The organism is Pseudomonas sp. LBUM1666, from assembly GCF_059695775.1.
This window is the reverse complement of the sequence record NZ_CP166789.1, coordinates 1,895,201-1,917,147: the sequence shown is the minus strand read 5'-3', so window position 1 is coordinate 1,917,147 and position 21,947 is coordinate 1,895,201. Positions and strand designations below refer to the sequence as shown.

General features: G+C 60.8%; 21 protein-coding genes. 7 read left to right on the top strand and 14 right to left on the bottom strand.

Annotated features, from left to right (window positions below):
* Position 1: 1 nt before the first annotated feature.
* Together ACA056_RS08720 and ACA056_RS08715 are read left to right on the top strand one after the other, a co-directional pair.
* The gene (locus ACA056_RS08720) at positions 2-391 is read left to right on the top strand and encodes a hypothetical protein (protein WP_497271941.1); all 390 of its coding nucleotides are present in this window, start codon (positions 2-4) and stop codon (positions 389-391) included.
* Between the two features lie 36 nt (positions 392-427).
* On the top strand, positions 428-1,330 hold the full coding sequence (locus ACA056_RS08715) for an alpha/beta fold hydrolase (protein WP_497271939.1): 903 nt from the start codon (positions 428-430) through the stop codon (positions 1,328-1,330).
* On the opposite strand, the gene ACA056_RS08710 is transcribed toward ACA056_RS08715, so the two are convergent.
* A complete protein-coding gene (locus tag ACA056_RS08710) occupies positions 1,299-2,282 on the bottom strand; it encodes a GlxA family transcriptional regulator (protein WP_497271937.1) in 984 nt (327 codons plus the stop codon). The two genes, ACA056_RS08715 and ACA056_RS08710, sit on opposite strands and share 32 nt — an antisense overlap.
* Positions 2,283-2,372: 90 nt before the next feature.
* Between ACA056_RS08710 and inhA the strand changes: the two genes are divergently transcribed.
* A complete protein-coding gene (inhA, locus tag ACA056_RS08705; RefSeq protein ID WP_497271935.1) occupies positions 2,373-3,068 on the top strand; it encodes an isonitrile hydratase in 696 nt (231 codons plus the stop codon).
* 536 nt (positions 3,069-3,604) lie between these two features.
* On the opposite strand, the gene ACA056_RS08700 is transcribed toward inhA, so the two are convergent.
* Both ACA056_RS08700 and ACA056_RS08695 read right to left on the bottom strand, forming a co-directional pair.
* Positions 3,605-4,405 (bottom strand): aminoglycoside phosphotransferase family protein, encoded by an 801-nt coding sequence (locus tag ACA056_RS08700; RefSeq protein WP_497271933.1) that lies wholly within the window; start codon positions 4,403-4,405, stop codon positions 3,605-3,607.
* A gap of 7 nt (positions 4,406-4,412) precedes the next feature.
* On the bottom strand, positions 4,413-4,901 hold the full coding sequence (locus ACA056_RS08695; protein WP_282480961.1) for an SRPBCC family protein: 489 nt from the start codon (positions 4,899-4,901) through the stop codon (positions 4,413-4,415).
* Positions 4,902-5,178: 277 nt separating this feature from the next.
* On the opposite strand from ACA056_RS08695, the gene ACA056_RS08690 reads away from it, so the two are divergent.
* The gene (locus ACA056_RS08690) at positions 5,179-5,577 is read left to right on the top strand and encodes a GFA family protein (RefSeq protein WP_497271931.1); all 399 of its coding nucleotides are present in this window, start codon (positions 5,179-5,181) and stop codon (positions 5,575-5,577) included.
* A 57-nt stretch (positions 5,578-5,634) separates the two neighbouring features.
* Entirely contained in the window at positions 5,635-6,036 is a 402-nt protein-coding gene (locus tag ACA056_RS08685; protein WP_497271929.1) for a lysozyme inhibitor LprI family protein, read from the top strand.
* Between the two features lie 138 nt (positions 6,037-6,174).
* Here the strand turns inward: ACA056_RS08685 and peaD are convergent, their stop codons facing one another.
* The 4 genes from peaD to peaA form a co-directional block, all read right to left on the bottom strand.
* Positions 6,175-7,293 carry a quinohemoprotein amine dehydrogenase subunit beta gene (peaD, locus tag ACA056_RS08680; protein WP_497271927.1) on the bottom strand — a complete coding sequence of 373 codons (1,119 nt, stop codon included), beginning with the start codon at positions 7,291-7,293 and terminating at the stop codon, positions 6,175-6,177.
* Positions 7,294-7,318: 25 nt separating this feature from the next.
* A complete protein-coding gene (gene qhpC / locus ACA056_RS08675) occupies positions 7,319-7,642 on the bottom strand; it encodes a quinohemoprotein amine dehydrogenase subunit gamma (protein ID WP_497271925.1) in 324 nt (107 codons plus the stop codon).
* 1 nt (position 7,643) lies between these two features.
* Entirely contained in the window at positions 7,644-9,074 is a 1,431-nt protein-coding gene (peaB, locus tag ACA056_RS08670) for a quinohemoprotein amine dehydrogenase maturation protein (RefSeq protein ID WP_497271923.1), read from the bottom strand.
* A gap of 81 nt (positions 9,075-9,155) precedes the next feature.
* Entirely contained in the window at positions 9,156-10,736 is a 1,581-nt protein-coding gene (peaA, locus tag ACA056_RS08665) for a quinohemoprotein amine dehydrogenase subunit alpha (protein ID WP_497271921.1), read from the bottom strand.
* Positions 10,737-11,080: 344 nt separating this feature from the next.
* On the opposite strand from peaA, the gene ACA056_RS08660 reads away from it, so the two are divergent.
* Complete coding sequence (locus ACA056_RS08660; protein ID WP_497271919.1) at positions 11,081-11,437, top strand: hypothetical protein; 357 nt, start codon at positions 11,081-11,083, stop codon at positions 11,435-11,437.
* 48 nt (positions 11,438-11,485) lie between these two features.
* Here ACA056_RS08660 and ACA056_RS08655 read toward each other — a convergent pair whose 3' ends face one another.
* The gene (locus tag ACA056_RS08655) at positions 11,486-11,740 is read right to left on the bottom strand and encodes a DUF1652 domain-containing protein (RefSeq protein ID WP_046048402.1); all 255 of its coding nucleotides are present in this window, start codon (positions 11,738-11,740) and stop codon (positions 11,486-11,488) included.
* Between the two features lie 274 nt (positions 11,741-12,014).
* Between ACA056_RS08655 and ACA056_RS08650 the strand changes: the two genes are divergently transcribed.
* On the top strand, positions 12,015-13,505 hold the full coding sequence (locus ACA056_RS08650; RefSeq protein WP_497271916.1) for an aldehyde dehydrogenase family protein: 1,491 nt from the start codon (positions 12,015-12,017) through the stop codon (positions 13,503-13,505).
* A 163-nt stretch (positions 13,506-13,668) separates the two neighbouring features.
* Here ACA056_RS08650 and qhpG read toward each other — a convergent pair whose 3' ends face one another.
* The 6 genes from qhpG to ACA056_RS08620 form a co-directional block, all read right to left on the bottom strand.
* Positions 13,669-14,994 carry a flavin-dependent monooxygenase QhpG gene (gene qhpG, locus ACA056_RS08645; RefSeq protein ID WP_497271914.1) on the bottom strand — a complete coding sequence of 442 codons (1,326 nt, stop codon included), beginning with the start codon at positions 14,992-14,994 and terminating at the stop codon, positions 13,669-13,671.
* Positions 14,991-15,668: a subtilisin-like serine protease QhpE gene (gene qhpE, locus ACA056_RS08640; protein WP_497271912.1), complete on the bottom strand. Its 678-nt coding sequence runs from the start codon at positions 15,666-15,668 to the stop codon at positions 14,991-14,993. Before qhpE ends, qhpG begins: the two co-directional genes overlap by 4 nt.
* On the bottom strand, positions 15,658-17,376 hold the full coding sequence (locus tag ACA056_RS08635; protein WP_497271910.1) for an ABC transporter ATP-binding protein: 1,719 nt from the start codon (positions 17,374-17,376) through the stop codon (positions 15,658-15,660). The genes qhpE and ACA056_RS08635 overlap by 11 nt, the downstream gene beginning before the upstream one ends.
* A complete protein-coding gene (locus ACA056_RS08630) occupies positions 17,376-19,280 on the bottom strand; it encodes a sigma-54-dependent Fis family transcriptional regulator (protein WP_497271908.1) in 1,905 nt (634 codons plus the stop codon). Before ACA056_RS08630 ends, ACA056_RS08635 begins: the two co-directional genes overlap by 1 nt.
* Positions 19,281-19,528: 248 nt before the next feature.
* The gene (locus ACA056_RS08625) at positions 19,529-20,554 is read right to left on the bottom strand and encodes a histone deacetylase family protein (RefSeq protein WP_497271906.1); all 1,026 of its coding nucleotides are present in this window, start codon (positions 20,552-20,554) and stop codon (positions 19,529-19,531) included.
* A 151-nt stretch (positions 20,555-20,705) separates the two neighbouring features.
* Positions 20,706-21,935, bottom strand: coding sequence for a Zn-dependent hydrolase (locus ACA056_RS08620; RefSeq protein WP_497271904.1), 1,230 nt, complete (start codon positions 21,933-21,935; stop codon positions 20,706-20,708).
* Positions 21,936-21,947: the final 12 nt, after the last annotated feature.

Genomic DNA, 21,947 nt, shown 5'->3' with positions numbered 1-21,947 from the left:
AATGACCCAGCGCATCCACCGCAGCATCGACGCCCCACTCCGGTCAGGTCTGAACCGCGACGAATTGTGGGAAGGCCAGGACAAAGGCCTGATCAAATGCTGGGAGATCGGCCGCCAACGCGCCGCCCGTTTCCCCGAACTCGCCCAACGCTGCCTTGCCGGCGAACTCCCGGTGCTGGGCTGGAAAGGTGGGGTGAGTCGCAGTCTGAAGAAACTTGAAAAGTATGGATCCCTCAAATACCTCGCCCAATGGCAGGGTTTGCGCGGGGAGGATCTGGATATCGATTTGAGTGAAGAACGGGCGTTGACCTGTTCGCGGACCAAAATGGTGGTGACGTTTACGCCGGATCGGTCGAAGTACTTCAATCAGGTAGCGGAAGTGGAAGCCTAGGAAACAGGCGAAAAACAACCCTTTCTGGAGTGTCGAATGAACAATGAAGCGCTGATCCACTTCACCCAAACGCCAGGGTTGTCGCTCGCCTACGAAGAACACGGCCCCACCACCGGCGACCCGATCATCCTCCTCCACGGCTTCCCCTATTCCCCCCGCGCTTACGACGAAATCGCCCCAGTCCTCGCCACCAAGGGCTACCGCGTCATCGTCCCGTACCTGCGCGGTTACGGCCCAACCCGATTCAACCACCCCGACACCCTGCGCTCCGGCCAACAAGCCGCCCTCGCTCAGGATTTGCTGGATCTGATGGACGCGTTGGCCATTCAACAAGCCGCCTTGTGCGGTTACGACTGGGGCGGTCGGGCGGCGTGCATCGTGGCGGCGCTATGGCCGGAGCGGGTTCGTTGCCTGGTGACCGGCGATGGTTACAACCTTCAAAACATTCCCCTCTCCACCGAACCGTTGGACCCGGAAACCGAGCACCGCCTCTGGTATCAGTACTACTTCCACACGCCACGCGGGGTTGAAGGCCTGACGAAAAATCGCCGGGCTTTGTGCGAATTGCTCTGGACGTTGTGGTCACCGACCTGGGCCAAAGGCCCTGAGTTGTATCCGTCAAGCGCACCGGCCTTCGATAATCCGGATTTCGTCGAGGTGGTGATTCACTCCTACCGCCACCGGTTCATGTACACGCCCGGCGACCCGGCGCTGGAGTGGATCGAAGAAGCGCTGACCCGACAGCCGCCAATCAGCGTACCGACGATTTCCCTGTGCGGTGCTGACGATGGCGTCGGACCGGCACCGGAGATAGACGAAGACATCGCCCATTTCACCGGGCGTTATGAGCGGCAAGTGCTGGCGGGCGTCGGGCACAACATTCCCGAGGAAGCGCCCGAGGCAACGCTCAGAGCATTACTGGATCTGCTGGAGGGCTGACGCTGAAACGCTCGCGATAGGCTTGCGGGGTCACGCCCATGGCCCGCAGAAAACTGCGTCGAAGCGTCTCTTCGCTACCAAATCCGCATTGCACCGCCACCCGTTTGATCGGCACGCCGGTATCGCTGAGCAAACGTCGGGCAGTCTCGACCCGAATCAGTTCGATGGCCCGCGCGGGTGTCTGGCCGGTGTCGGCGCGGTAGTGGCGGACGAAGCTGCGTTCGCTCATGCCGGCCTGCAAGGCCAGGGTCGGGATGCCCAAATCCTTGGTGAGGTTTTCGCTGATCCAGGCGTGAAGTTCGTCGAAACGGTTGCCTTCCTTTTGCAAAGAGAGGGTTACGCTGAACTGCGACTGGCCGCCGGGTCGTTTCAGGAACACCACCAGTTGCCGGGCGACTTCCAGGGCCATCGTGCGGCCAAGGTCTTCTTCGACCATGGCCAGCGCCAGATCGATACCGGCGGTGACCCCGGCCGAGGTCCAGACCGGACCGTCATTGATGAAAATCGGATTGGGCTCAACCTGCAGCTGCGGATGCTGCTGCGCCAACTGCTCGCAACGGGTCCAGTGAGTGACCACCCGCCGGCCATCGAGCCAGCCGCTGGCCGCCAGCAAAAATGCCCCGGTGCACACCGACGATACCCGCCGACATCCCGTCGCATGTTCACGTACCCACGCCACCAGTGGTTGGTCTTCCGCCGCGTCGTAAACGCCCCAGCCACCGGCAATGATCAATGTGTCACTGCCGTCCTCGGGCAACGGTTCGGCCACCAGCGCCAACCCCGCCGACGACATTACCGCCCCGCCGCCGCGGGCAATCACCGTCGGCGCGTAAGGCGGCGGCAAGCCTTTCTGGCGAGCAATGTCATTGGCCGAGGCGAACACCTGCAACGGCCCAGTGACGTCGAGCAGTTGCACATTGGCAAAGGCGAGCACGTGAATGGTTTTCGGCATGATTGGCGTAATTCGTGGGGTTATTGGCGTATACGCCAAATCCTACGAGCCTAAAGTGAAGCCGTCTACCCACTTCATGAGAAAAATGCCATGACGTTGCAGATCGGTTTTCTGTTGTTTCCACAGGTTCAGCAACTGGACCTCACCGGCCCTTTCGACGTACTGGCCTCGCTGCCGGACGTGAAGGTGCATTTGATCTGGAAGGACCTGATGCCCGTTACCGCGAGCACGGGCCTGGTGCTGAAACCGACCACCACGTTCGACGACTGCCCGAAGCTGGATGTGATCTGCATTCCCGGCGGCAGTGGCGTCGGGCCGTTGATGGAGGATGAACAGACGCTGGCCTTCATCAAGACGCAAGCCGCCAACGCGCGTTACGTCACGTCGGTGTGTACCGGCGCGCTGGTGCTCGGTGCGGCGGGTCTGCTGAAGGGTAAACGCGCCACCACTCACTGGGCTTATCACGAATTACTCGCACCCTTGGGGGCGATCCCGGTTAAGGATCGGGTGGTGCGCGACGGCAATCTTCTAACCGGTGGCGGGATCACGGCGGGCATCGATTTTGCCCTGACCCTGGCCGCGGAGTTGTTCGATAAGGACACGGCAGAGTTGGTGCAGTTACAGCTCGAATACGCCCCGGCGCCGCCGTTTGCGTCGGGCAGTCCTGAGACGGCGCCGGTCAGTGTGCTGGAGGAGGCCCGCAAACGTGCTGCCGGGTCATTGAAACTGCGCTCGGAAATCACTGAACGTGTAGCGGCGAAACTGGATCAATTGTCAGCACGCTGATCCATCCTGATCGGCAGCCAGTGCCTGGCTGCCGTTTCCCCCGGCCAAAATGGCGCGCCGAGGATTTTCCATCGCCCATAAAAAAACCCGCGTAAGCGGGTTTCTCAAGACCATTTCGACATCCTGTCGGCAGCCATCCTGGCCAATGGTCGATCATCCGTGATCCTGAGCGCTTCCTGCGACTCAGTTGATGGATCCAGATTAAACACATCGGTGAAGCGTAAACAGAGGACATACCAGCGCTCTGGCGTAAGCCATTGACCATTCCAGCCATGAAGCCTCTCTTGTAGCAACTGCCGAAGCCTTTTCGACAGGCGAAAAAAAACCCGCCGAAGCGGGTTTTTCCCAAGACCATTACGACTCCCTGTCGGCAGCGATTCCTTGCTTATGGTCGATCATCCGTGATCCCGAGCACTTCCTGTGCTTCGGTTGATGAAGCTAGATTACGCTTCGGATCCAATGTGCAATAGACGACATAGCTACCATCGCGTGTAGGACATTCGCTATAGCCGCCCTTCCGAAACCCCTTAGACGGCTCAGGTATCGAGCATTGAAGCCGCGAGTTTAGCGGCCTGTAGCTGACCATCTGCCGCCAGGGTATCGTCATCCTCGAGAAACCAGGCTGCCGACAATCCGGCAAACGCCAATACCCATTGCAGTAACCGTCGACGCTCGAGGCCGGCGGCGTCAGCCACCACCGCTATCTGCCTGTGGAAACGCTGCGGATCCGTCGCCGTCGGCAAGTCGGGATTACAGATCAGGTTGGCGTAATCGAATCCGCGCTCACCGATCACCCGCTTGGGATCGATGGCCAGCCAGCCCCGCGGGCCGAAGTCCAGGACATTGTCGTGATGCATGTCGCCGTGCAGCACCACGACGTCCTGCGGTTTGGCCAACAAGGCTTCGGCAGCGGCGAGACTGAGGGAATAAGGGCCGCCAAACTGTTCAGCCGCCAAACGAAGCGACTTGAACCATGGCGCCAATGGAACCAGGGGCGGTGGTGACGATGGCCGCGGCGCGTGCAGCCGCGCCAACGTCGCACACAGTATCTGGCTGGCTTCGTCGTCCTGACCGGTGAGCGCCATGTGCATCAGCGATCGCTGGCCCATGGCACGCTCGATCAACAACCCGTCTCCGTCATGGGCATAGACGTGGGCAGCGCCCTCGCCGCCCCACCAGGTCATCAACAGATTGCCGAACTTTTCTTCGGCATCGACAGCAATCTTCAACATCGCCGGCACATCCCCCATGCGCACCGGCAACAAACGACTGCCGGGTGTGATGATCGGATCACCGTCCGGCACCAGCGCCCAGCGTTTCAGCCAAGGTTCGAACATTCAGCCATCACTCTTCCTGACGCTCGCGCGCCTTGGCACTGACTTTGAGAAACTCTTCGATGTTGTTCATCTGCTCATCCCAACCGCGGCTGTCCATGCGGAACGCCTTGAGTCGGCGCGTCTGAGGGATGTGATCGAAACCGGACTCGGTGACCTTGAGTAACGTGCCTTCATCCATGTCTTCGAGCTCGAACTTCACCAGCGTGGTGGGTTCCTGGGAGTAATCGAGCTCAGGCTCCACGGCATACGGGTGCCAGCGAAACGAAAACACCCGTTCCGGCTCGACCCGCTCCACCAGTACGTTCCACAGCAAGTGCTCATAACCCGGGTACGTAATCTGCCCCTGGGTCCACTCACCGGCGACAAAACGCTTGCCCTCCAGCGCCACGCCAAACCACTGTCCGAAGGCTTCGGCATTGGCCAGCACACGCCAGACCTGCGAGCGCGGCGTTTTAAGCAGGATCTTCCTTTCGATGCGATCTGATGCTGGATTCATAAGTCACCTCCTGTACTGAACAGTAGGCCTGTAAGACCACAAGACCAACCCTAAAGTTGTATCAATCGGGTATCTCAATCAACCCTGACGAAATATTCAGCTGCACTTCCAAGTGTAACTGCTGGTTTGAAAACAAAACGAGCAGACCGAAACTGCTAACGTTAAAAACGAAATTGACTCAGACAAGGACGATTCATGCAGCTTTCACTTACGGAGTGTTATCGCGGAGCCCTGCTGGGCCTGGCCAGCGGCACCCAAACACAATCAGGAGCAAGCGATGAATAGCCTGCATGGCAGCTGTTTGTGTAAAGCCATCGAGTACCAAGTCAATAGCCTCGACATGCCCATCAGTCATTGCCACTGCCAAACCTGTCGCAAGGCACACGCGGCGGCATTCGCCTCGACAGCGGGGGTCATGCGCGAACATTTTCGCTGGACCAAAGGCCAGGACCGCCTGAGCAGCTACGAATCGTCACCGGGCAAGCTTCGGCATTTCTGTTCGGTCTGCGGTTCACACTTGATGGCTGAACGCTTGGCCCAACCCCAGGTTATCGTTCGTGTGGCGACACTGGATGATGACCCGAAAATGACGCCTCAGGCGCATATCTGGACATCGCATGATGTGCCGTGGCTTGGCTATGATTCGATAAAAAAATGCCCTGAATGGCAAACATAAAGGGTCGAATACGGCACTAAACTGCCCCCCAACTTTCCTGTCACAGCGAGAATCCCCATGCACCCACGCTTTCTTCTGGCGTTGACGCCTCTGCTGTTCACTACCGGCGCTTATGCGGTGGACTGCGACAACGCCGCCGATCAGGCCACGATGAATCAGTGCGCGGCGCAGCAGCACAAGGCGGCGGACAAGGAGTTGAATGCGCTTTACCAGCAGATCAACGAGCGTTTGAAGAGCACCCCCGAAAGCAAAAAGCTGCTGATCGGGGCGCAGCGTTCGTGGATTGCGTTTCGGGATGCCGAGTGCAAGTTCTCGAGCGCCGGGGTAGAAGGCGGGAGTGTGTATCCGCTGATCTACAGCAACTGCGTGACTGAATTGACCAAGGCGCGGGTTGAGACTTTCAAGAATTACTTGAAGTGTCAGGAGGGGGATTTGAGTTGTCCGGTGCCTGGGGCTTGATGATTCTGTGTCTTCGAGGGCCTCTTCGCGAGCAGGCTCGCTCCCACAGGGTTCAATGATGTTCACACAATAGTGATCACGTTGAGATCCACTGTGGGAGCGAGCTTGCTCGCGATGGCGTCAGTTCAGACGCCGCATTTACCGAACAAATACCTGCGCCGTCGTGATCGCCATATCCCCACCCGGCAACTTGATGCTGCCGATCTGCTTCATGCTCTCGGGATCAAAGATGGCCACATCATTAAACGTCCCGGACAGGTAGATCTTGCTGCCGTCCTTACTGAACGAAATGCAGTAGTAGGAATGATCCAGCGTCGCCGCCTGGAGCATTTTCTTTTCCTTGATGTCGTACTTCGCCAAACGGTTCAGCACGCCAAACATCAAGTTCGGGTCCTTCGGCGAGCGCATGCCGCTGAAGTAGATTTCCGTCAGAGGACCGAAGTCGGTGGTTTCGGTCTTGCCGGTTTTCAGGTCGATGCTGAACAGCCCGTAGACGTACTCGGCGGTCAACGGATCCTGCTTCTTGTCCTTGAATTTCGCCGCGGTGTAGAACAGCGAGAAGTCATGGCGATAAGTCTGCTGGTTCCACACGTAAAGCACGTCCGGCGCGCTGTAGTTCGGGCGTTTCCAGTGGCGGCTGGGGATCAGCACGTCGAACTTGCCGGTCTTCACATCGACCTTGTAGACATCCGCCCCGGCCACGTACAGCGTGCCGTCGTCACCGCTCTGCATGATGGTCAACTGCCGTGGTGCCGGGAAACTGCGCACGGGTTTGGCGTTCAGGCCGGCGTCGGTGGCGTACACATCGAGCCGCGGTTGCTGCACTTCGTAGCGGTCGTTGAGCATCAACGTCGGGTTGGCAATGGTGAACAGTTCCTTGCCGTCGTGGCTGAGGGTGAAGGCGAACATCGACTTCGCTTTCTCCCCCGGTTTCTGGGTGATGCTGGCGTGGAACACCTGCTTGCAGCTGTCGAGTTCAACGCCGTAGACATCCGCGTAGTGATTGTTCAGCACGTAAGCGGTCTTGCGGTCCGGCGACAACTGAACGGTGCCGGGACCGAAGGCATCCGGCATTTTGCAGGTCTTGAACAGGGTGTCGGTGGCCAGGTCGATGACGTGCAGGTTGTTCGGGTAATTGGTGGTCACCATGTACTCGTGACCAGTTTCGAGAGTGGTGTTTTCATCGGCCAGAACAGTGAGCGAACAGACGCTCAGGACGGCGAATGCGGCCAGGCCGCAGGCTTTGATGCTAGGCATGCTGGAATCCTTCTTCTCTGTCCGATCACTTGTCTTTAGGGAAGACAGTGCCAAGGTTGCGCCAGTTGTCGTTGGACGCCTGGGCATCCTTGTTCCAGTCCGGGTAGGTGCTCATCATGTCGGGCACCTGGGCCGGCCACCAGCAAGGGTCGGAGCAGCCGTAAAGGTCCGCTTCCATCGGCTGGCACAGCGACGACACACCGCCAAATGCATCGATTTCCCAACCCGGGTCGGTGGTCGAGGCGCAGCCGGCGACGGAGCTCATCGCCACCACCTCTTCAATACGGTTTTCGGCCGCGGCCTCATTCAGTTTCAGCGCTTTATTATTGATTGCCTTGAGATGTTTCATATCAGTGAGCCTTGCGCGGAGTGATGTAGCTGCTGATAAACGCAGGGTTGTGGGCCATGATCCGGGTGTAGACCTCGATGCCGAAGTCGACCCAGTCACGCATCAGTTCGCAGTAGTGATAGGTCGGGTGGGTCGGGTCGCCGTAGCGGGCGTAGCTCTCGTGGTAGCAGCCGCCGGAGCAGAGATTGCGGATCTGGCAGTCCTCGCAACCGGTGTTGGTGCGGTCCAGTCGCTGGGACAGAAAGTCGTTCAACTCCACCTGCTTCACACCGCTGTGGACGTTGCCGAACGTCGGCAGACTCGAACCGGTAAACCGGTGGCACAGGTTCAGCTCACCCTTGTGATCCACTGCCAGCATCTTCAGGCCCGCGCCGCAGGGCAGGGCTTTTTTGTGGCCTTCGTGGATGTCGGTGATCAACTGGTGCAGGTTGGAGAAACCGATATTGCGGTGCTCCAGCGCCGCTTCCAGATAGCGTCGACCGAGCTTCTTCATGTTGGCGAAGACTTCGATCAGCTCGTCGCTGGACAGGTTGAAGGTGCTGATGTCGCCAGAGGTCACCGGGGCAAACCCGACTTCGGCAAAACCCAGTTCGTTGAACAGGTGATCCCAGATGGTTTCGACGTCGGTGACGCCGGTGGTCAGGGTTACGCGGGCGCCGACCGGACGACTGTTGTAGCGCGACAGCAGCATCTCGGCCTTGCGCCGCACCACGTCGTAAGTACCCTGCCCGCCCACGGTGATGCGGTTGCGGTCGTGCACGGTTTTCGGTCCGTCGATACTGACTGACAGGCCGAAACGGTGGGCGTTGAGGTAGTCCACGGTTTCTTCGGTGAGCAGCGTGGCGTTGGTGGTCATGACGAACTCGACGAACTTGCCGGCTTCGCGGAAACGCTTCTCGCAATAGTCGACCATGTACTCGATGAGCTTGCGATTGCTCAGCGGCTCACCGCCGAAAAACACCACGGTGAAACGCTCTTCGTCAGGGGACTCGCGCAGCAACATTTCCACCGAGGCAACCGCCGTTTCGACGTCCATTTTCTTGCCGGCCGACGGCTTGTCCAGGTCTTCCTTGTAGCAGTAGGTGCAGCTCAGATTGCAGCCGGTGTTGACGTTGAGCACCACAGTGTTGATCGCCGTGCGCTCGACCCGTTTGGTGCCGATGTCCGGGGTCAGCGGCGAGCCGTCGCTGACCAGTTCCAGGGCCATCAGCTCACGCAGGGTCTCGGTGATTTCTTCGCCGTTGAAGCGTGACGCCAAACGCTGGATCAAGTCATCGGATGAACAGCCGGGACCGCGCAAGGTGTCGATGATGGTTCCCGTCAGCTCATCGCTGGCGAACAGCGAACTGCTGGGGATGTGAAACAGCATGCGGTCGGCATCGACGTGCACTTCGTGCAGATTCCGCTCAACCAGATTCAAAATAGCGCCCATTGCAACCTCCTGTGCAAACCCCGTTCTACGGGGCCTGCGGTCATTCCGAAAAAGTGTCTGAATCGTTTGAGATCAGCCAACTCATGGAATGGGTGGATTGTTCCAGCGTTGCACGGTGACGATCATGTGGCCTTCGCCGGTCAGGGATTTCCCTGCGTCGTCGACCGCGGCGATCACCTTGAGGTTGCCGGCATTGTTGGTGGACATTTTGCGCTGCGGGTTCGGCCCGGCATCGCCCGGTGTGAACACGCCGCTGTCAGCCTGCATGGTGCCGGCGAACTTGACGTCCTCGTCTTCCTTGGCGCGGTCGTCGAAGGCTTCGACCGACCACTGCGCCGGGAACACGCCGATGCGATACGGCTTGCCGTCAGCGCCCTTGCCCCAGGCTTCGGCATCAAAACGGCCCTGAACTTTCGGCGTCGAACCACCGCCCTCGCCGATCCGCGCCACCGAGAACTCGGGCACGACTTTGACTTCAGCGATTTTGCTGTAGACCGACAGGGTCGGGCCTTTCAGCGTGCCGACGGTGACGTTGCGCAGACCCGGTTGGGCATTCGCAGCGGCCTTGAGTTTGACGCGCAGGCGCTCTGGCGTTTGCTCCAGCACTTCGACCACTTCCACGCCTTTGCCGAAGTTCGGTTTACCAGTGAGACCGCTGCCGACAAGGGTCACTTCAGTTTCGGCGCCAGCCTTCAGGTAACCTGGCTGCACCGCCAGCAAACGGCTGCTGCCCTGTTTGGCGGCGACGAAGTCCAGACCACGCTCATCGTGCTCCGCCTCGAACATCCGGCCCTGCATCGCGTTGCCTTGGGCAGCGAACACTTGGCGCATGGTCACGCCGTCGATGGTCACGTTGCCGCGCCATTCGTAGCCGGTGTAGAGAATCGCGCTGCCGTCGCCGTTGAACGGGCTGCCGTCGGCGTATTGGCCTTTGACGCTGACCTTGAACGTGTCGCTGCCATCGGCCGTGACGCTCATCACACCGGCCAATTCACCCTTGCCGGGCAAGTGGCCGCTGAAGCTCCAGTCACCCACCAGCGCTTCGGCTTTTGGCGCGGTGCTCAGCCATTTTTTCCAGGCCGGGTTGTCCAGCGGATAACGCTTGGCCAACAGCGGCACCATGTCTTTTCGAGCAAGGTCGAACCAGTCGCGGTCGCGAGACAGCGCCTGGTATTCCAGGGACGGCCATTGGCCGAGGTGGAAGTTCACCAGACGCTCCCATTCCTGGGCCGGGCGCCGTTGCAGCGCGACCCGCGCACCGGAGTGGCAGCGGCCGCACATCTGGCTGGTCTGGTCGTCGAACTTCTCAACGGTATTGAGTCGACGTTCCAGCGCATAACGCACGCCATCGGTTTCGCTTGGGGCCAGGCCTTGGGTGTCGGCCAGGTATTTGACCAGGGTTCGGCGGTCGTCATCGCTGATCTGCAAACCGTGCATGATTTGCATGCGGGCGATGCTCATCAGCCAGCCTTCAGGGGTTTTGCGCTGGTGGCTGATGCGGCTCAGGGCATTATCGGCTTCGGGGGTATGACAGCCCTGACAGGTTTCCTTGAGGATGGTCTGAGCGTCGCGGGCTGCCAGGCTGTAAGGCGAATGCAGCGCCACACAAGCGGCCACGGCCAGCAGACTGGCACTCAGGCCTGATCGGAGTTTTCTCTTCATCAACGTCGAACCTCGCACGGTGCTTTCTTATTTTTGTGGCTTATCGTTTTTATGGTTTCTGCCGTCGGCGGCGCACCGCTGACGGAGGCAAGAGAAACGTCTGCGATGAGCAATACACGGAGCGTGCCAGCTTGCCGATTAGCTTTTTAATCAAGGAGTTGCGAGAAAATCAACACGTTGCGGCATCGCTGAACGAGATCACCTGCGTCTAATATCGCGACACGTGTTGCAGTCTGAGACAAGCATAGATGGCCTGACCGGAACAGCTCATCGGCCGGCGATTGACGCCGATCCTCTGCAAGCGCGAAATGGTTGTTCACCGATTGCCACCAGGGGATAAAAAAATGGCAAGCATCACTGTCCTGGCGGGGGACTTTCTGCAGGGTGATGGAGAGTACAGAGACGGCGTTTTCACCCTCAGAACGTCGCTTCACCCATGGCCCGGCATTACCCTGCCGCTCTCATCGTTCAAGTGCGTGGAAGTGGCCAACGAGGATTCGATCAACAACATCAAGGATGCCATCGGCTTTGGCGTGGCCGGGGCCATGCTGTTGGGGCCCATCGGCGCAATCGCCGGGTTCATGCTGGCTGGCAAGGAAACCGAAGTGACCTTTCTGGCGACACTCAAGGACGACAGAAAACTGTTGGCTGCCGTGGATGGCAACACGTTCGAAGAAATATCCCGTAATTTTGCAGCCTGAATAATCGGCGCGGGCCGCACCGCTTCCACGGTGCGGCGTGACGCCGGTTCAGATGTCATAGGTGGGGGGAACGCTTTTGTGTACGTCGATCTCGTGCTGCATGTCCGCCACCAGCGACGCGATCGCATGGGGACTGTCCAGTGTCCACAGGGGAACGTGGGTGGCCACTATATCCACTTTGCCGGTCATGCAGTCGCAGACCCGAATCGTCAGGGACTGGTCCGCCGCCATGGTGCAGGTGCACACGGACGGCAGAAAGCTGTGTTCAATGATGTTTTGAATTTCCAGGGTTGAAAGGAACATCGTTACCTCCCTCACGCCAGATGCATTGCCGGATGAACGGTCCGTCACTTCACCCACCTATCCTGAAAATTCTAGTCCTCAATAATGGGTACCTCAAGGTCGCAACCCGGTTGCTCGTCGTCTCATAGCTGTCGCAATTTGCAACAATCTCACAGCGCCCGCGATTCCCTTGAGTGCCCCAAAACCCCGCCGATCAAGGGCGGTTCTGCCTTTTCGGGCACTTGGCACAGCCATTGCGAAAGCCCTGTTCTCACGAACAACAAGAGGCCTCGCCATGTCGCTCCCTTATCTGCTTCCCGCTACGTCGGCATTCATCCAGCGCGCCCCACGCATGCTCATCGGCGGCGACTGGGTCGAGGCCGCCGACGGCCAGACCATGCCCCTGCACAACCCGGCCACCGGCGAAGTGCTGTGCGTAGTGCCACGGGCTACGCCTGAGGATGTCGACCGCGCCGTGCTCGCTGCGCGTCAGGCCTTTGATGATTCGGCCTGGACCCGCACCCGACCTCGAGAGCGGCAGAACCTGCTGTGGAAACTCGCCGATCTGATGGAACGCGACGCCGAACCACTCGCGCAACTGGAATGCCTGAACAACGGCAAAAGCGCGGCCGTGGCCCAGGTGATGGACGTGCAACTGTCCATCGACTTCCTGCGCTACATGGCCGGTTGGGCGACCAAGATCGAAGGCTCCAGCGTTGAAGTGTCGTTGCCGTTGATGCCCAACGATCAGTTCCACAGTTTCATCCGCCGCGAAGCAGTGGGCGTGGTTGGCGCCATCGTTGCCTGGAATTTCCCGCTGCTGCTGGCCTGCTGGAAACTCGGTCCGGCCCTGGCCACCGGTTGCACCGTGGTGCTCAAACCCGCCGACGAAACCCCGCTGACCGCGCTGAAACTTGCCGAATTGGTGCTGGAAGCCGGTTACCCCGAAGGCGTGTTCAACGTGGTCACCGGCACCGGCATCACCGCCGGTTCCGCCCTGACCCACAATCCGCTGGTGGACAAGCTGACCTTCACCGGCTCCACCGCCGTGGGCAAGCAGATCGGCAAGATCGCCATGGATTCCATGACCCGGGTGACCCTGGAACTGGGCGGCAAATCGCCCACCATCGTCATGGCCGACGCCGACCTGAAGAGTGCCGCAGCCGGCGCCGCCAGCGCGATTTTCTTCAATCAGGGCCAGGTGTGCTGCGCAGGCTCCAGGCTGTATGTGCAGCGTAAGCATTTCGACAATGTGGTGGCGGACATCGCCGACATCGCCAACGCCATGAAACTCGGTAACGGCATGGACCCGAGTGTCGACATGGGCCCGCTGATCTCCGCACGCCAACAGGAACGGGTTTACGGTTACATCGAAAAGGGACGGGAAAGTGGCGCGACGATCGCCTGTGGGGGTGAGCAGTTCGGGCCGGGCTTTTTCGTCAAACCGACGGTGATCGTCGATGTCGATCAGAAACATTCGCTGGTGCAGGAAGAGATTTTCGGACCGGTGCTGGTGGCGATTCCGTTCGATGATGAAGCCGATGCGTTGCGCATGGCCAATGACAGTCCGTATGGGCTTGGGGCTAGCATTTGGTCGAACGATCTGGCGGCGGTGCACCGGATGATTCCGCGGATCAAGTCGGGTTCGGTGTGGGTCAACTGCCACAGCGCCCTGGACCCGGCGTTGCCGTTTGGTGGGTACAAGATGTCGGGGGTTGGGCGGGAGATGGGGTATGCGGCGATCGAGCATTACACCGAGTTGAAGTCGGTGTTGATAAAGCTGTAGGTTTTTTTGGAGGGAGATGGATCGGTGTCGGACCCAAGATCCACCCCTCACCCCAGCCCTCTCCCCAATGGGGAGAGGGGGAAAGGGAGTCGATCTTCATGCTGTTCAAAGCCTGAGCTCGACTCGGACTTTCAGGTCGCAGTACCTCAATAGAAACCCACGGTCAGTCCCCTCTACCCTTTGGGGAGAGGGTTAGGGTGAGGGGTCGATATCCCTGACTCAACAACCAACTCCTGACCACTCGCCCCTGCTCCACCGTCAACCCCGCCAACGCCTGCTCGGCCGGTTCGATCCGCAACCGCCGCACCAACGGCGCCAGCTCAACCCCTTGCACATGCCAGATCCCCAGCGGCTGATCCGCCGTGATCACCACCTCGGCCTCATCCACAAATCCATCGCGCAGCACCGGCGCGCGCTCAATCCTCAACGAGGAAAAGTCCGCCTCGGCATGCGCCACTTCAGCATCCGGCCATTGCCGCCGCGCCTGCCAAAAAGGCTGATCCAGCCAACGCTGCTCATCGGCATAAAAATCCCGCCCGATCCGCGCAAAACGCAAAAACAACTGTTCCACCCGTTGCTGATGAAAGCGCTGGGCCAGCGCCGCTCGCTCGGGTTTACGCAACAACGTGTTGATCACCGTCGGCGCCTGTAACGCCGAGGACAAGGACTGAAAAATCCCGTTGCCCGACAGCGGATCCACCGCCATCGCCGCATCGCCTACCCGAATCCAGTTATCGCCACACACCTGCGGGCAAAGAATCGCCGTGCTGCTGCGGGCATGCAGCTGTAGATCGATCTCAGGCTCGGCACCGAAAAACGCCCGCGTCAACACCGAGCCTTGGCGGCGTTGACGACAGTATTCGAGCAAATTCGCCTTGCCCGGCAATTCAGCACTGGCCACGTCCACCGTCCATTGCCAGTAACACTGACCGTCGGCTCGCCGGGCCATCCAGGCCCAGCCGTCCTTAAGGCTTTCCACCGCGCTGGCGGTGCTGCCCGGCGTGCCTTGCCAGCGATTGAGCAGGCTGACCGTCTTCGGCCCGCGCAGGCCTTTGCCGAGCGCAGGGGCCTGACGCCCACGCGCCTCAACCAGAAAATCCGCCAGCAGCGCCTCGCGCCCTTCGACCTCGATCCGATGCCCCGAAACCGATGACTGCACCGTCAGCACACGGCCTTCGATCAGCTCAACGCCAGCCAGGCGCAGATCCTCGCGCAGGCCTCGATCAAAGCTCGGACGATCCAGTAAAAATTCGATGTTCTGCGCATGCTGCTGACCGTTCCATGACACCTGTCTTTGCGACGGCAGCGCTGCATCTGCCAGCGCCTGATGAAGCCCCGCACCACGCAAGGCCTCCAGCACCCGAATGGAAACGCCCTCCAGCGCCGCAAACCGCCGCCATTCGCTGATCAGCGTCACGGGATAACCGAGCCGACGCAAACCCAAGGCAACCGCCGCTCCTGCTGGCCCTGCGCCAAGAATCAAAATCATGGTCCGAAGCGCCGTTCAGGGCCGCGATAGCGGGCATTCTCCCGCAGCCATTCGATGACGTGTTCGTTGCTCGCCTCGGGATGTGCCACCAGGAAACCCGCGATGTGCCCGCTCAACGCCGCACAGCCGAGGCTGGCGCCGGACTGCCCCGGATAGGTGCCATGCACACACGCGGCAAAATCTGCCTGAGCACTGTTGAGCCACGACCATTCCTGTTCGGCGCAACGCGCATCGCCGGTGACTCGCAGCACCTGTGGATAATTCGCCGGGAACACGCCCTCGCCCTGCGCCGGGCTGGACGCACAGAGCAAAACACCTCGCGCTACCGCCGCGGCACAGGCTTCACGCAACAGGCTGCGATCCTGACGCAGACCGAGGCTCAAATTGATCAGCCGAACGTCCTGCGCCACCAGCCAGTCAATCGCCGTGGCGATCTGCAACGCGCTGGTGACCCCACGCTGGTCGAACACCTGAGCCACGCAAAACACCGCCGACGGCGCCCGTCGACCGATGGCCTCGACCACCGCGCTGCCGTGGCCCAGCGGATCGTCGCGCAAGTCGCTTTCGGCCAGGCCATCCTCCAGCAACGAGAAGCGCCGCCCGGCGACCACCTGCACCCGCTGTGCCGCCGAGTGACCGCTGTCCACCACGCCAATCCGCAGCTCAGGCTTCATGCAGCACCGTTTTTGAAGTGAGTACGCCGTCGAGCAATTCGAAGCGCAAATCGGCATCGGCCAAGGTTGAAGGACGGTGGCTGATGAGGATCCGCGTGCGCCCGGCAAACAGTCGATCGATGGCTTCGATGACTTCGCGCTCGGTGGCTTCATCCACCGCCGAGGTCGCTTCGTCCAGCACCAGAATCAACGGATCCTGCAACAGCGCCCGGGCGATGGCGATGCGTTGTTTCTGCCCGCCGGACAACTGCTGACCGCGTTCGCCCAACGGACTGTCGAGGCCTTCGGGCAAAGACTCGATCAGGCTGTCGAGTTGCGCCAGCCGTGCGACTTCGGTAATCGCTTCACGGCTGGCGTCCGGCACCGCGTAGGCCAGGTTGTCGGCGAGGCTGCCGCGAAACAGCACGATGTCCTGACTGACCACGGCAATCCGCCGACGCAACTGGAACAGGTCCAGTTCCCGCAGATCGACCTCTCCCAGCAACACCCGGCCGGACTGCGGATCGTGGTGCCGTTGCAGCAGGTCGATCAGGGTCGATTTGCCGACCCCGGAGCCGCCGCTCAGGGCGACTTTCAAACCGTAAGGAATTCGCGCTTCGATGCCGCGCAGGGTGGTCGGGCGACCGGGATGGCTGAAGTGCACGTTGTCGAAACGCAATTCGCCGGAGGTCGGCATCGGCTGAGGCGTGACCGGCGTGAGAACGGTCGGTTCTTCGCCGCGCAATTCCATCACGCGCCCGAGGCTGACGGTCATTCGTTGGACCGCGACATAGAGCCCCAGCAGGCTCTGCACCGGTCCGACGGCCATGCCCAGATAGGTGGAAAACGCGATCAGCGCGCCCAGTTGCCAGGTCCCCTGCACCACCCAATATCCACCGATCAGGAACGCGCAGGCACGGGACAGCGAGGTCAGTGTGCCCGGTACCGCCTGGGTGAAAAACTCGGTGACTTGCAGGCGCAGCAACTGGCTCATGTAGCCTTGGCCCAACGTCTCCAGGCGCCGCGATTCACGCTGTTGCTGGCCGGCAGACTGGATGAATTTCATCACTGGCAAGGTCTCGACCATGAACGAGGACATGTCCGCCGAGCGCTCGCGCAATTGCCGCACATCACGCTCGACCTTGCGCCGCATCCAGCGCAACCAGAGCACGTCGAGGGGAATCAGCACCAGTGCCAGCAGCGAGAGTTTCCATGACAGGGTCAGCAGCATCGCCACGGCGCAGACCAGGCCGATCACGCTCGACACCGCTGAGAACAAGGAGTCCACGGCAAAGCGCTGGATCTCCGCGACGTCACCATCGAGACGTGACATCAGGTCACCGATGCGCCGCTGTCCGTAGAAACTCGGCGAGAGGGTTTGCAGGTGTCGATAGAGGTCGTCGCGCAGGGCGAACAGAATCCGCCCGGACAGCCGCGTGTGCAGGTAACGGTTGATCCCCGACAACCCCGTTCCGAGCAGCCCGGCCACGATCATCAACCCGGCGATCAGCACCAGCATCGGAAAGTTGCGCGCCAGCAGGCCATCGTCGATCAGCAGTTTGGTCAGCCAAGGCTGGACCAGCACCAGCAACGAGGCGCAGACCGATAACCCGAGCAACCCGGCAATCGCCAGACGATGGGGCCGCACGAAGCTATAGAGCCAGCGCAACGCCGCTTGCAGGGCTTCGGGGTTCTGGCTGTCGATCAGCCGAACGATCAAGCGCTGCATCACGAGCGCAACTGTTTGAGCTTGCGATACAAGGTCGCGCGACTGATGCCCAAGGCGTCGGCGGCGGCCGAGACGTTGCCCTGGTGAGTGTCCAGGGACTGGCGAATCAGCTCCAGTTCATTTTCGCGAATGCTGCCGGCCTGAGGACGTTCGGTGGCGGTCAACTCGTCGAGCATGCTGTCGGGCAAGTGGTCGAGGGTGAGTACGGTGTCCCCCGGCTCGCGCATGGCCAGCGCCGTGCGTAAAACCATTTCCAGTTGGCGGATGTTGCCCGGCCAGTGATAGCCGCCGAGCAAGCGGTTCAAATCGTCATGCAGGACCATCGTCGGCGCATCCAGCTTGGCCAGCAGTCGAGTGACCAGACCGCTGAAATCCTCACGTTCGCGCAGAGCCGGGAGCATCACGCTGATGCCGTTGACCCGATAAAACAGATCCTCGCGGAAGTGTTTTTCTTCGACCAGTCGCTTGAGGTCACGGTGGGTGGCGCAGATCAGTGCGACGTCGATGTCTTGCTCTTCGCCAGCACCCAACGGTGCCACTTTGCGGTCCTGCAACACCCGCAACAGACGGGCCTGCAAGGCCAACGGCATGTCGCCGATTTCGTCGAGAAACAAGGTGCCGCCATGGGCCTGTTGCAGACGACCGATCATGCCGCCGCGACGCGAGCCCGTGAACGCGCCTTCGCGGTAGCCGAACAATTCCGACTCGATCAGGCCTTCAGGGATCGCCGCGCAGTTCACCGCGACGAAGGGTTTGTCGCAGCGGGTTCCGGCCAAGTGCAGGGCGCGGGCAATGACTTCCTTACCGGTGCCGGTTTCACCCAGCAGCAACACCGGCAGTTCATTGGCCAGGCCTTGCCGGGCCATGCGCAAGGCTCGGGCATAACGGACATTGCTGCCGGCCAGGGATTCGAGATCCGGTTGTGGCTTGGCCGTTTTGGCGACGCTGCGCGGTGGTGTGCTGACGTTGATCGAACGCTGCGGCGCACGCAGGGTTTTGTAGAAGAACTCGCCTTTGGCCGTTTGCAGACTGCCAACACCGCCCTGATGCAAACGCGACAGCAGTTGCAAGCCGTCGACACCCAGAAACTCTTCACAACGTCGACCGACCAACGCCGAACGCTCGGCATGCAGCAACTGACAGGCCTGGGCGCTGACCGCGAGGATTTGCCCGCCGAGGCTCACCGCCAACAGACCTTGCCAAGGGGATTCGAGGTACTGCCGACGGCTGTGGAAGGCCAGGACGATCTCGTCCGGATAACTGGCATTGAACACCCGGCTTTCGATCTGGCTGACGGCCATGGCCAACAATGCGGTGCTGTCATGCACGCGGCCAAGCGGGCCTTCGCGGGTCAGGTCGAGTACGCCGAGAATGTCGCCTTGGGGGCAGTAAATCGGCACCGAGGTGCAGGAGAAATCGGTCAGGCGATCGAGGTAATGTTCGCCGCAATCGATCATCGTTGGCCGGGCTTCCACCAGCGCGGTGCCCAACGCGTTGGTGCCGCGAGCGGCTTCGCTCCAGCAGGCGCCGAGGGTGATGTCTTGCAGGCCGCTGCCCTTGAGGCGATCGGCGCGGCCTTCGACAGCGAGAATGGTGGCGTCGGAATTGGCGAGGATGATCAGCCCTTCCTTGCCCTGGCGTTCGGCCAGGTAATCGATGGCCGGCAATGCCGCGTCGATCAGCAGCCGATTGCTCGCCAACAGCACGTCGAGGCTCGCGCTGGATTCCAGCGCCAGCTCGTGCTTGGCATTGAAATGCACGCCATGGCTCAGGCTACGCCGCCACGACGCATCGATTTCCGCCCGCAACACGCCATCGGGGACTTCGCCCTCGAGATGGAGCTTTTCCCGGGCCAGCCGGGCTTCATGGTGCAGCTTGGGAGGAGTTGTTTTTATTAGCGTCATCAAGCGCTCCGGATCGGTCCGCCCTGCGCTTTTTTAAGATCAGCGCCCTGCCGCAATCTTTACGTTAACGTCAGGGCGATGGCAAGTGCCTTACGGCGCTTGTGTTTCATCAGGTGGACCGCGTTATCGTTCATCGCGAGCAGGCTCGCTCCCACAGTTGATGGCGTTGAACCACAAATTTGCATTCAACACCGACTACTGTGGGAGCGAGCTTGCTCGCGATAGCTATTTCCCGGGCAACCATAAACTCAGATCTGCCACACCTCGGCATTCACAAAAAACGCCCGGGCATTATCCTCCAGACTCTCCAGGTGATACCCACCCTCCTGCACGATCAGACACGGCAACCCAAGGCTACGAATCCGCTCGCCCAGCCGCGCAAACCCTTCACGGGTCACCGCCACTTTGCTCTGCGGATCCAGCTCGAAAATATCGAACCCCAGGGACAGCACCAGCACCTCGGCGCCGAAATCTTTCACCGCCGCCAATGCCACGTCCAATTGCCCCAGGAAATCCGCCTCACTGGCGCCATGCGCCATCGGCAAGTTGAGGTTGAAGCCCTCGCCCTTCCCTACACCCCGCTCATCACCGAACCCGGCAACCCCCGGATAGAAGTTGGTCGGATCGCCATGCACCGAGACGTAGAGCACGTCATCACGGTCGTAGAAAATCTCCTGAATCCCCTGACCGTGGTGCATGTCGGTGTCGAGCACCGCGACGCGCTCAAATCCGCCACGCAGAACCTGCGCCGCCACCGCTGCATTGTTCACATAGCAGAACCCCCCGGCCGCCTCGGCCCGGGCGTGGTGACCGGGTGGACGGCACAAGGCGTAAGCGGCCGACTCGCCATCGAGCAACGCCTGAGCGCCGGCAATGGCGCTTTGCGCCGACCAATAGGCCGAACGCCAGGTCTGCTCGCCCACCGGGCAACTGCCATCGGCCAGATAGCGTGCAGCCTGGGCGAGAATCCCGCGCAGGGCATTGGGCTCGCGGACGAAGATGTTCGACATCACCTCGTCGCCCCAATCCTCGGGAATCTCTTTCCAGCGCTGATGGGCTTCCTGCAAAAACGTCAGGTACGGCGCGCCGTGGACCGCCAACAGCGGATCGAGCCCGGCATCGACCGGTTGCTCGACGTTAAAGCCCAGCGAGTGCGACGCCTGGACCAACCGCTGAGCCCTCTCCGGCACTTCCTGTGGTGTGCGCATCTGCCCACGGGAGTAGTAGCTGCGTGGATGGTGAAGCAATTGTTCGGGGTGGAAAAAACTGCGCATGGGGTTGATACCTGTCAGTTAACGTAGATCTTGAAACCGGGTGCGTTCAACTGTGGGAGCGAGCTTGCTCGCGATGAGGTCAGCACATTCAACATTGATAACGACTGATCCACCGCTATCGCGAGCAAGCTCGCTCCCACATGGATCGTGGTTATTCAACTTTACCGGCGCGAGACAGCACAGCGTTGAGCAACACATCGGTGCCCTGACGCACGTCTTCGGGCAACACATCTTCGGCTTCGTTATGGCTCAAGCCGCCGACACAAGGAATGAACACCATCGCCGTAGGGCAGAACCGCGCCAGGTGAATTGCATCATGCCCGGCGCCGCTGACAATCGATTGCTGAGCGTAGCCCAGCGCGTCCACCGCCTGCTGCACGGCCGCCACGCAATCGGCATCGAACGGTGTTGCCGGGCTGATCCAGTGAGGCGTAATCGTCAGGCTCAAGCCTCGGCTATCGGCAATCGCCTGAAGCCGCGCGCGGACCTGCTGCTCCATGGCCTCAATCGCTTCGTCGCGGTGATGACGCAGGTCGACGGTGAAGTTCACCAGCCCCGGAATGGTGTTGCGCGAGGACTTGTTGATGCTCAACTCGCCGACGGTGGTCAGGCCTTCGGGGGTGAAATCGGTAGCAAGACCTTCGATGGCCTGGATCATCCGCGCCACGCCATACAAGGCGTCTTTGCGCAGCGGCATCGGCGTGGTGCCGGCGTGCGCGGCCATACCTTCGACGCGTACATCTAGCCAGCGAATCGCCTGCCCGCCGCTGACCACGCCGATGCTTTTGGCGTTGTCTTCGAGGATCGGCCCTTGTTCGATGTGCGCTTCAAAGTACGCATCCACCGCGCCACCCAATGGGCGTTCGCCGGCATAACCGGTGCGCTGCAACGCCTCGGCAACGCTGATGCCGTCGATGTCACACACCGCCAGCGCCGTGTCCAGTTGCATGATCCCGGTGAACACCGCCGAGCCGAACATCGCAGGGGTGAAGCGTGCGCCTTCTTCGTTGGTCCAGACCGCCACTTCCAGCGGCTTGCGGGTCTGGATGCCGAGGTCGTTCAGGCAACGCACCACTTCCAGGCCGGCGAGTACGCCGTAGACGCCATCGAAACGCCCGCCTTCAGGTTGGGTGTCGAGGTGGCTGCCCATCATCACGGGCGCGGCATCGGGGTCGGTGCCGGCGCGGCGGGCGAACAGGTTGCCGATGGCGTCCACGCTCAGGATCATGCCGGCTTCGCGGCACCAGTGGGAAAACAGTTCGCGACCGGCCTTGTCTTCATCGCTCAGCGCCAGGCGGCAGCTGCCGCCACGTGCGGTGGCGCCGATTTCGGCCATGGCCATCAGACTCGCCCACAGGCGTTCACCGTTAATTTTCAACATAAGTTACTCCTG